General features: G+C 49.3%; 12 protein-coding genes. 7 read left to right on the top strand and 5 right to left on the bottom strand.

The window, feature by feature from the left end; translation table 11 throughout:
* Positions 1-64 precede the first annotated feature (64 nt).
* From J3348_RS13780 to J3348_RS13765, 4 genes are all read right to left on the bottom strand, one after another.
* Complete coding sequence (locus J3348_RS13780; RefSeq protein ID WP_179858924.1) at positions 65-379, bottom strand: helix-turn-helix domain-containing protein; 315 nt, start codon at positions 377-379, stop codon at positions 65-67.
* A gap of 42 nt (positions 380-421) precedes the next feature.
* On the bottom strand, positions 422-1,687 hold the full coding sequence (locus J3348_RS13775; RefSeq protein ID WP_207699174.1) for a plasmid recombination protein: 1,266 nt from the start codon (positions 1,685-1,687) through the stop codon (positions 422-424).
* A 376-nt stretch (positions 1,688-2,063) separates the two neighbouring features.
* Complete coding sequence (locus tag J3348_RS13770) at positions 2,064-3,380, bottom strand: phage/plasmid primase, P4 family (protein ID WP_207699173.1); 1,317 nt, start codon at positions 3,378-3,380, stop codon at positions 2,064-2,066.
* A 169-nt stretch (positions 3,381-3,549) separates the two neighbouring features.
* Entirely contained in the window at positions 3,550-4,056 is a 507-nt protein-coding gene (locus J3348_RS13765) for a CHC2 zinc finger domain-containing protein (RefSeq protein WP_242703013.1), read from the bottom strand.
* Between the two features lie 256 nt (positions 4,057-4,312).
* Here J3348_RS13765 and J3348_RS14330 point away from each other — a divergent pair, with 256 nt between their 5' ends.
* From J3348_RS14330 to J3348_RS13730, 7 genes are all read left to right on the top strand, one after another.
* Positions 4,313-4,678 carry a helix-turn-helix transcriptional regulator gene (locus tag J3348_RS14330; RefSeq protein ID WP_242703012.1) on the top strand — a complete coding sequence of 122 codons (366 nt, stop codon included), beginning with the start codon at positions 4,313-4,315 and terminating at the stop codon, positions 4,676-4,678.
* Between the two features lie 62 nt (positions 4,679-4,740).
* The gene (locus tag J3348_RS14325) at positions 4,741-5,142 is read left to right on the top strand and encodes a hypothetical protein (RefSeq protein WP_005920706.1); all 402 of its coding nucleotides are present in this window, start codon (positions 4,741-4,743) and stop codon (positions 5,140-5,142) included.
* A complete protein-coding gene (locus tag J3348_RS13755; RefSeq protein ID WP_207699172.1) occupies positions 5,126-5,791 on the top strand; it encodes a sigma-70 family RNA polymerase sigma factor in 666 nt (221 codons plus the stop codon). The genes J3348_RS14325 and J3348_RS13755 overlap by 17 nt, the downstream gene beginning before the upstream one ends.
* Before the next feature lie 141 nt (positions 5,792-5,932).
* Positions 5,933-6,250: a zinc ribbon domain-containing protein gene (locus J3348_RS13750; RefSeq protein ID WP_080545272.1), complete on the top strand. Its 318-nt coding sequence runs from the start codon at positions 5,933-5,935 to the stop codon at positions 6,248-6,250.
* A 237-nt stretch (positions 6,251-6,487) separates the two neighbouring features.
* Positions 6,488-7,471 (top strand): hypothetical protein, encoded by a 984-nt coding sequence (locus J3348_RS13745; protein WP_242703011.1) that lies wholly within the window; start codon positions 6,488-6,490, stop codon positions 7,469-7,471.
* Between the two features lie 133 nt (positions 7,472-7,604).
* A complete protein-coding gene (locus tag J3348_RS13740) occupies positions 7,605-7,874 on the top strand; it encodes a hypothetical protein (RefSeq protein ID WP_005920128.1) in 270 nt (89 codons plus the stop codon).
* 426 nt (positions 7,875-8,300) lie between these two features.
* Positions 8,301-8,840: a hypothetical protein gene (locus tag J3348_RS13730; protein ID WP_005920132.1), complete on the top strand. Its 540-nt coding sequence runs from the start codon at positions 8,301-8,303 to the stop codon at positions 8,838-8,840.
* Positions 8,841-8,923: 83 nt separating this feature from the next.
* Here J3348_RS13730 and J3348_RS13725 read toward each other — a convergent pair whose 3' ends face one another.
* Positions 8,924-9,172 (bottom strand): DUF6061 family protein, encoded by a 249-nt coding sequence (locus J3348_RS13725; protein WP_005920133.1) that lies wholly within the window; start codon positions 9,170-9,172, stop codon positions 8,924-8,926.
* Positions 9,173-9,441: the final 269 nt, after the last annotated feature.

Here is a 9,441-nt window from a genome sequence, read left to right as displayed (position 1 = left end):
GGTGTAGCGGACGCTGTAAGAGTTGCCGCGCTTCGTAATATATGCCATACTGTTTGCCTCCTTATCAAGCTGCCCGGTAGAGCCACGCATCGAAGCTGTCCTTCGGCACACGGATGCTTCCGCCTACTCGCAGGACACGGAATTCGGTAGTGCTGTTGCACAGATTGTAAGCAGAGCGCAGGCTGATGGCCAGCATTCGTGCGATCTCTTCCACTGTGTACACCAGTTTCGTGGTTGCCGGGCTGTCAGTCGGAGACTTGACGGCATTGGTTTGAGTGACCACTTCCATTGTAGTGGGATTCGAGTCCTTTTGCAAGAACTTTTTCGTATAATCGGAATATTGCACAGGGACGGTCATAGAATTACGGTCAAAATCCATAAGCATTGCTCCTTATATTGTCATATCATCTAAAAATTCAGCTTAAAGTTCTACATCCTGCCCACGCTTACGGTTTTGCTGCTGCACATTCATGGTGCGCTCCTGCTTGGGGGCAAGAATCTTTTCCAGAAAGCCACGCACCAGTTCAGGCGCACGGTGGAGGGCGTCCAGATAGGGCTTCACTTCGTACCAGAGTTCATGATACTTTTGACCCCAATGAGCAGCTTCCTTCTTGGCGGTGGAAAGTTCTTCTTTCAAGCGGCGGTTCTCCACGTCCATCATATAGCCGTGGTCGGCTTGCTTTTTCAGCTTGGAAAATTCTTCTTCGGTCAGCGAGTAGTTACCGAGAAAGGTGCGCTTGCCGATATAATCCAGATCGCGCACATGAATGAGGGCTTCTTTTGTGAGCGTGGCCTTTTTCTGCACAGCGGCAAGTTCCTTCTCCTTTTTGGAGAGGGTCTGACTGGTTTTGGCAAGCGACTGCGCCTTTTGGTCGGCTTGGGCGGTCAGGCTGTCCAGACGTTCCTGCTCCCGCTGGACTTTGAACTGGGTGACGGTCAGGTGTTCTTCGGTGCTGCCGCGCTCACCGCGATCTACATCCGTGTACCCGGCATTGCGCATATAGTTGAAGAAATCGTCTTGCAGGACACTGTACGACTTCTTCAGGACTGGCTTGCCGCTCTTTTGCAGGACAGGCTTTCCGGCATCGTCCAGCAGGGGCTTGGAAGCCCACTTCTTGCTTCGGCTGACCTGCATGACGGTCTCCTTGACTGTGCCGACCAGTGCCTTGTCCTTGCAGCGTTTCGACCAGAGGATCTGCTTTTCCACCACAGGTACATAGACCACATGGAGATGATAGTGGTAGACTTCACGGCCTAATGCTTCGGTCATGGCACGGTTGATCTCATCGGCGTGCATGACTGCCGAGAGGATATACTGCTCACCGCCCACGATTTGAACGGCAGCTTGGTAGGCATCCTCATAGAACTGCTTGGCGAACTCGTAGCCACCGTGATTGTCAAAATAGGCCGAGTTGACATCAAAGACAAGTTCACAGTAGTGGGTAGCATCCGGCTTCAAGCCGCGCGTGGAGATGGTTTCGGCGGCTTCCAGTTGGGCGAATAGGTCGGTGTAGCTGGCGGTTGGCTTTTTGAAGTGGACGTTCCATGAGGTGCGCTGGGGGATAATGTCGGGGTTCCGATAGCTGTCCTTTTCGCGCTCGTTGTGCTGCTGGGTGTTGCCAACGGCTTTGTCTGAAACGGCGAGATTTCGGACACTGGTGCGGTCAATGCCATCATTTCTTGCCAAAGGGCATCCCTCCTTTCAAGGTTCATCGAGAGGTGACGGGGAACGAAGATGCACTTCTTCGGAAGTGTAATAACCCACTATAACACTTTCATCCCTATGGGCTGCAAAGTGTAGTGGGCTCTTCGAGGACTCTCCGAGGGGGAACGCCTCCTGCGGGAGAGCTACAATCAAGTTCGCACAATGCGAACTTGATTGCTCCGTACGCATCTGAAAAAATTGCGTACGGACTTCAAATAACCTGTACGGTTCGTACGACGTACGGAAATGCGAAATATAAACGATAACACGTTTTAAAACGCTTTAATTCGCCGTACAGATGCGTACAAGTACAGACCGTACAGGTTGTACGAACTTCTTCCGTGAAAAAATGCACTTTTTACGGGCATGGGTGGACAAGCGGCTCAATGCCCACGAAACCACGCACCCTGCGGCCACCGGGCAGGTAGATGTTGTTGGTGGCTTCAAGGTTGTAGCGGCGGTCATTCTGGCGCAGTTCCGCGCTGAAACGAATCGCCGATACGCTGTGGCAGGCGTTGTCCTCGCACCACTGCTTATAAATGTCGTAGAACTCCTTGGAGCTGATGGAGTAGTCTGCCTTGAAGCGGAAGTAGCCCTCGGACTCCATGAAGTCGATGACATTGTTGCTGCTGCGTTTGATGGTGTCCACGTTGGCGGCGGCTCGTTCGCTGACCGTGAAGCGGAAATCGTTCTGCACCAGCCGGTGCAGCCCTTCCAGACACCAGAGCAGGATGCCCTCCAATTCGGCGCACATCTTCTCCACAAGGAAAGGGTCATCCGTGCGGTCGGCAGGCTTGTCCTTGGTGGTCAGGATGAGCTGGCGGCGGAAGAAGCCATCCGAATGGTCGTACAGCGAGGTCAGCGCACCATTGCCGAAGCAGAGGAACCGGGCGTAGATGTCTCGCTGGTAGCTCTGGACACCCTTGCGCTCCAAGTCCAGCTTGGCTTCGGCGGTCACGATGGTCTTGATATAATTCGTCTTGGGCAGGGCGTTCATATCCATATCATCGTCGATCATCAGCAGGCGACGTTCCAGATCGGCACGGGCAAAACGGTTGTTCTCCACTTTCTGGACGCTGCCGTTGCTGGCGGCATCTCCCATGAGCCGTTTCAGCACCAGTCCGATGCGAGATTTGCCCTCGCCGCCCTTGCCGACAATGAGCATCATCTTCTGTCCCTTGGTGCTGGGGATCAGGCAGTAGCCCAGATATTCCTGCAAGGTGGGGATGTCGGCATCGTCCAGCAGCTCGTGCAGAAAGGTCAGCCAGCGGTCAGGGCTGGCGGCTTTGGGGTCATACCTCACAGGCAGGCGGTTCTGGCAGAACAGGCGGCTCTCCTGAAAAGAGCCATCCGGCAGATGGTACACGCCGTTCTGGAAGTGGATGCAGTCCTGTTCGATGGGGAACGGGTCGGAAAAGGCCAGCAGCTTGATGGTCTCCAGAATGTTGGTGACCTTTTTGGACAGGCCGGAGGTGACATATTCCTCGATGTTTTCCAAAATCTGCTGCTTGATCTCGCTCTCGTCCTCCACCGGGCCATCCAGCGTGTACAGCGTTCCGTTGACGCATTTCAGCGGCCACTGTTCCAGAAAGGCACGGCCAAACTGGACTTCGTCGATCTTCTTGCCGTTGTACCAGTCCGGCCATAAAGGGTTGCGGGAAATGTTTTTCTTCATAGAGTGGTTCTCCTTTAGAAAAGTGAAGTGGTGGGTCTCACGGTGAGACCCACCACTTCGGGTGAATAAATTATTAGGCGCACTTTGCCAGAGCAAGGCGGTCGGTGCGCTCCTCCAGCATCAGCAGGTACGACCCGGACAGCAGCTGTGCGGCGGCAGCGGCCTTCTGCTAGGGCGTCCCAAATGCAACGCAGTCCGTCAGGTGCTCGATGGTCTCGGTCATGTGGAGGGCTTCCACGAACCGCTCGTCCAGCGGTTCTTCCGGGCTGGCGGGCTTGTAATGCTCTCGCCAGTCGTGCAGCAGGTCGAGATAATCGGTCAGCACCCGCAGGCAGTAGGCGATGTCTGCCCACTGCTCGTCCGTCAGGCCACGCTTGGGCGGCGGCAGAGCGATGGCATTGGCGGGCGGCTTGTCCGGGTCAAGCCCGAAGTCAGTTATCAGCTTCTCGGCGGCTTGCCGGGGGTTTAGGTCGAACAGCTTGGCGGTGAGGTCGATGGCATCTCCGTTGGCTCCACAGCCAAAGCAATAATAATAGTTGTCGTTCAGCTTCATGCTGGGGTCGCTGTCGGAATGGAACGGACAGCACACCATGCCATGGCGGTCGGGTTCCATACCGTACATCTCTCCCACCTGCCGAACGGTGATGGCGGACTTGACAGTTTGATACAGGATCAAGGGCATTTCTCCTTTGTTTCGTGTGTTGCACCAGAGTATCCCCAAAGTGGGAACTCTGGTGTTTTTTGTTTCCTGCCTGAATATACGGGGAATTTTGCAGAAAGAGCAAAAAAGCGGCAGAACTGCAACGGAAAAAGAAAAAAGCCCTTACTGGTTGCAGGGCTGCAACAGCAAGGGTGGAGAGGTGACCGTATATTGAACAAAACGGCAGAGCGTATTATAATGAGGAAAAAGCTCAAAAAGGAGGGCCGACCACATGGCACAGGAATATCTGCCCGCACCGTCCAACGTCCGTCTTGCGGACTTGATGAAAGAGCACAACATCAGCCAACCGGAGCTTGCCAAGGAACTCGGCTGCTCCAAGAGCACCATCAACCGTTTTATCAGTGGCGCAAAAGGAACCCTGACCCATGAGCAGGTGCTGAAGATTGCAAGGCTGTTCAACGTATCTACGGATTTTCTGCTGGGAGAAACCAACATCCCCGACCGCAAGAACTACGACATTGCCGAACTTGGCCTGTCCGTAGAAGCCGCAAAGAACCTCTACACGGGGCGTGTCAATACAGAGGTGGTCAACCTGCTGCTGGAAAACGCTCGCTTTGCAGAGCTTACTTCCGCATAGCGCAGTATTTTGATGATACCTTTGCTTCCGGCATCGCAGCACAGAACGCCATACTCACGACATTGAGCACCCTGCTGCGCACAAGGGTCAAGACCCCGGAGGCAGCCAAAGCTGCAAAGGACATCAGCCTTCGGAGAAAGCCGGTGTATCAAGGTGATCTTGATGACATTGAGATGTACTTTATGGCGGCGGTCAAGGAGATCAAAAAGGGGATCGGGAGCCATTACGCCGAACAGGAAGCCATGAGCAAGAAAGTGGCAGAGAAGATGTTCACTGAATTGACCAAAGGGCAGGATGTGCAGCACCCAACGATCACGGCAGAGCAGTTGACAGATGCAATGTTGGACAGTGTTTCGGGCATGGAAGGAGCCACGCCGGAAGCACTGGAACAGCTGCGGAACGGTCTGCTGGGAATCTTGCAGTCTGCCGCAGAGCAGGAAAACGCCCATGAAGCAGACGAATGAACGGCTTTGTGCGCTGGCACAGAAAGGCGATGCCGCCGCACTGGACAGCCTGATTGAAAACAACAAGTCCTTTATCGGCAAGGTGGCAAATGACCTTTTCCGCAGTATGAATCTGGCGCAGTCCGGTCTGAATCTTGACACGGACGATTTGAAACAGGCGGGGAATCTGGGCTTATGGAAAGCCGTGCCGAAATTTGATGCGGCGCGCGGCATGAAGTTCCTGACCTATGCGGCTCCTGCCATTCGCAACGCCATGATGGACATGGTACGGGATGCCTTTGCCACTTTTGAACAGCGGATGGTGACGGAGGATAAGGACGGCGTCTGCTACCAGCGCGTTTCGCTGGACGATGTTCTGCCGGGAGAAGAGCAGCTGCGGCGCATCGAAGCCATAGCCGACCCCTACGCCATGCAGCCGCAGAGCATTATGGAGGAGCAGGAATCGCGCCGGGAACTGTACGATGGCCTGAAACGGCTGACCCAACGGGAGCAGACCTATCTGCTGTACCGCTATGGCTTCACCGATGGCGAGGAACATCCGCTGATCGGCACGGCGATATACTTTCACCTGACAAAAGGCCGCGCCAAAAAGACCGAGGAACAGGCTATGGATAACCTGTGGCTGGAATTGCCGTGGTGGTTTATCTGAGTGAAAAGAAAAATCGTGATTGTGCTACAAGTTTTCCGGAAATTTATGTGCAGCTATACGATTTTGAAAAATTTTGTGGACAAACGAAATAAATCAGGCTTAAATCTCGTTATCTAAACAAAAAGCAAGGAGGGAGCTTTGATGACTTGTAAAAATTGTGGTTATGAAAACAAGTTGGGTGTTCGATATTGCCAACGGTGCGGTCAGTATATTGAACCAAAACGGACATTGGCACAAGAAGTTAAATCGTTGGATTTTAGAAGCCTTGCTGGTGTTGGCCGTAGAGATGTGAATATTGCGCCGCTGTTTACTGCATCACCCGTTCAAACTCCAGCAAAAGCACACCAAACGCCCTCGCCTGTTGAACCGATGCCAGACGGAAGATGGTATTGCCCGGACTGCGGAACATTAAATGCTTCTTCTGAATGTTTTTGCAAAAACTGTGGAAAAGTCCGATAAATGTGAAGAAAAAACATAGAAGGAGGAAACCGTATGAAAAAGAGGGCTATAATAGTTCTTTGCCTTGCGCTGGTACTTACATTGATTGGCTGTGGAAATAATGCTCAAAGTTCAGATGAGCACAAATGTGAGGATGGATTTTTGTTTAAGTAAACAAATTTGGAAAATCCTGCAACAAATGTGTTGGTTGCTGCGTTGTCTAAGTAAAAGCTTCTGATGGAAACAAACGGGAGGTGTATGTTCTATATGAAAAGGAGCTTCATTGCAATTTCGGTTGCGACAATCATAGGATTGTCAGCTTGCTCAACAAAAGTATCCTCTTCAACTTCTATGAACTCTCCTATATCGACATCGGTGACAAGCGAGCAGGAATTTTTATCTAATCTTGAAAACGCCAGCACAAGCCAAATACTGCAAAAGCTTAAAGAATCGGATGGTGGGTATACAGAAGATTGCTTTTCGGTGTTGACAAATCGTCTTATCAAATTCCCTCAAGACACACTGTATGTGTTGAAATATGACAAACTGATGAATGATAAAGACTTTCAGCAGCTTGTTTTATCCGGCATAAAAACAGAGCTTCCCTATAGAGGATCGGATGAAGAAAGAAATACGCTTTATCAGTATCTGGAATCCATCACTACTGATAAAGAATATGGACAAATCGCATCAGATATTTTAGGAGAACAAGCTGAAAACAAGGAGAAACCAAATCGGCAAATTGAATTTCAAACTGAAGAATTAGGACAAGCGAGCAGTGTTATTTCAATCGAACTTCCGCAAGGGTGGAAAATTCAAAAGAGAGAACAAACGCAACATGCTGAAAATAAACCACTTGCTCTTGCAAGCCTGAATCCGTCTTATCCAGTATATGATATTTATGACAAAAATCATGTGTTGGTTGGCGCGGTTGGATACAGTACCTATGAACCATATGAAGGTGATAGAGATTCCGTGCAGATTGTTTACTCTGCACTTCGGCTAGGATCGGTTTACAGGTTTGACACGGATAATAAATACGATGTGATACAAACCACGGAACGCGGAACGACTGCACTTACAACGGTAATTTTTCAAGATGGTGCAAATTCAGAACCAGTAAACAATTTAGGCGTTCTCGCTTATGATAACGAGAAAGAATGCTTTGTTGCAATTGAACTTGAAGCAAGTTCTGTGTCGGAAAGCCAGGCATTGGAAATTGCAAAATCAATTCGCTTTTAGACATGATGGGAATAACGGTGTATAGATGCCAGCAGATTAAGGAGAACAACTGTGAACAAAGTACCGTACTTTATGTCATTGCGGTACAGTCCTTGAAACCGGCAGCACTCCGAGATACTTTGACGGCAAGCCAATGGAGCAGTATGTGTTTCTTTCTTTGGCATTTTTCGCTGTCATTTTTATGGAAATGCTGTCTGATTTCTTGCTGGTTACAGAACGCCGCAATACATGGAAAGCGTTAAATGGAAATGTCAGCGAAGCCGAATTTCACAATCTTCAGCAAATTGTCTTGTGCGAAAATCAGAAAGTTTCCATTGAGAAAAAACTTGCAAGTACGATACTACTGGTTCTGATGATATGTGCAACTGCTGCATTTGTATGGTTCACTTTTTGGTTTGACTGAATGATTTTGGCGTTTTGGATATTAAAGGATTGTATGTAAAATGACTTGCAAAAATTGTGGTTATGAAAACAAGCTGGGTGTTCGATATTGCCAACGGTGTGGTCAATACATTGAGCCTAAACGAACATTGGCACAAGAAGTAAAATCGTGGGATTTTAGAAGTCTTGCTGGCGTTGGACGCAGAGATGTAAATATTGCGCCGTTGTTTACTGCATCATCCAATCAAACTCCTGCAAAGGCACACCAAACGCCATCACCTGTTGATCCGATGCCAGATGGTAGATGGTACTGCCCGGACTGTGGAACATTAAATGATTCTTCTGAACGGTTTTGCAAAAACTGTGGAAAAGCCCGATAAATGAATAAGTCGGTATGAGAGGTTATTTTGCATCCGTTAAGCGCTTTTGAAAATATGAAGTTTATGTTATGAAAGAGATAATTATTGAACTGCATATTGGAATTGGACAATTAAAATTAGGCATGACATCAGATGAGCTAGAAAATGCTCTTCTACAAATGAAGAAACAGTGGTCGAATTCTTCTGATGAAGCAATGCAAATGGAATGTTGTGCGGAAACCGATGATCCTAATTTGATAACCGGACGATATATGGATAATGATTTGTTCTTTCTTGTGCAGTATCGGAACGGAAAAGCTACTGAAATCGGCATCCAGCGAGATTTGTCTAAGGTGGCATCAATAAAATTGTTCGGGATGGATATGTTTAATACAACCGCCGAGTGTATTATTGATAGCTTAATGAAAAAGGACAACGTTATTTGCAACGAAAAGGACTTGCAACTGGGAACGGAATATATTTTTCCCGAAATTGGAGTCCGACTCTGGAGAGAGCGAGCATTTCATCAAAAACTACTGGAGGACCCACTATACATGGAAGAAATGCAGGCGGTATTAGAAGACGAATACCAGTATCAGTATTTTCAGATGGTTACCATAATAGGTTGAACTACTAACTAACCATGAGCCCTCTATTTGCAACGACTGCAAGTAGAGGGCTGTTGTTTTGCCTTGGATATTTTAATTAAAGGTCAATCTTCCAGTCTGCCGTGGTCGCAACCAAGCGAGAGATAATGCTCGATCTCCCCACCCAGCACAAGCTGTGCATACTCCAATGGCTTATTGTACAGTAGCCAGTCCAGTTCTGCCCGCTGTGCCGGGGTGTTGCCGTATTCGTTCTCGACAGCGATGCAGTCAATGGCAAGGGTGGTGCCATCCTCAAATCGGGCTTCTACCCGGTTGGTGTCCATGTTAAAGCGACAGGAAAGCAGTTTCATCATAGTAATATCCTCCTAGACTTGATTTTGATGTGCGGTCACTCAAACCAATGCCGTCAAGCCGGTAGGGAATAGGGCGATTTTGTTTGTCAGAGAGTAAGTGCACGGTTTCTGCACGGATTTTGCACGGTTTCAAAACGTGCAGAGGGTGCTTTTCGCTGCAAAATCCGACAAAGGGTGCAGAAATTGCTGGGTGAAAAATCACGTTGATTTGATTAAAAATAACGATGACTCGAAACTTCCATAAATTGAGACGAACCGGCGGCTTGCTC

Origin of the sequence: Faecalibacterium sp. Marseille-Q4896 (assembly GCF_017377615.1) — a bacterium.
GTDB lineage: Bacteria > Bacillota > Clostridia > Oscillospirales > Ruminococcaceae > Faecalibacterium > Faecalibacterium taiwanense.
This window is presented reverse-complemented; position numbering and strand designations above follow the sequence as displayed.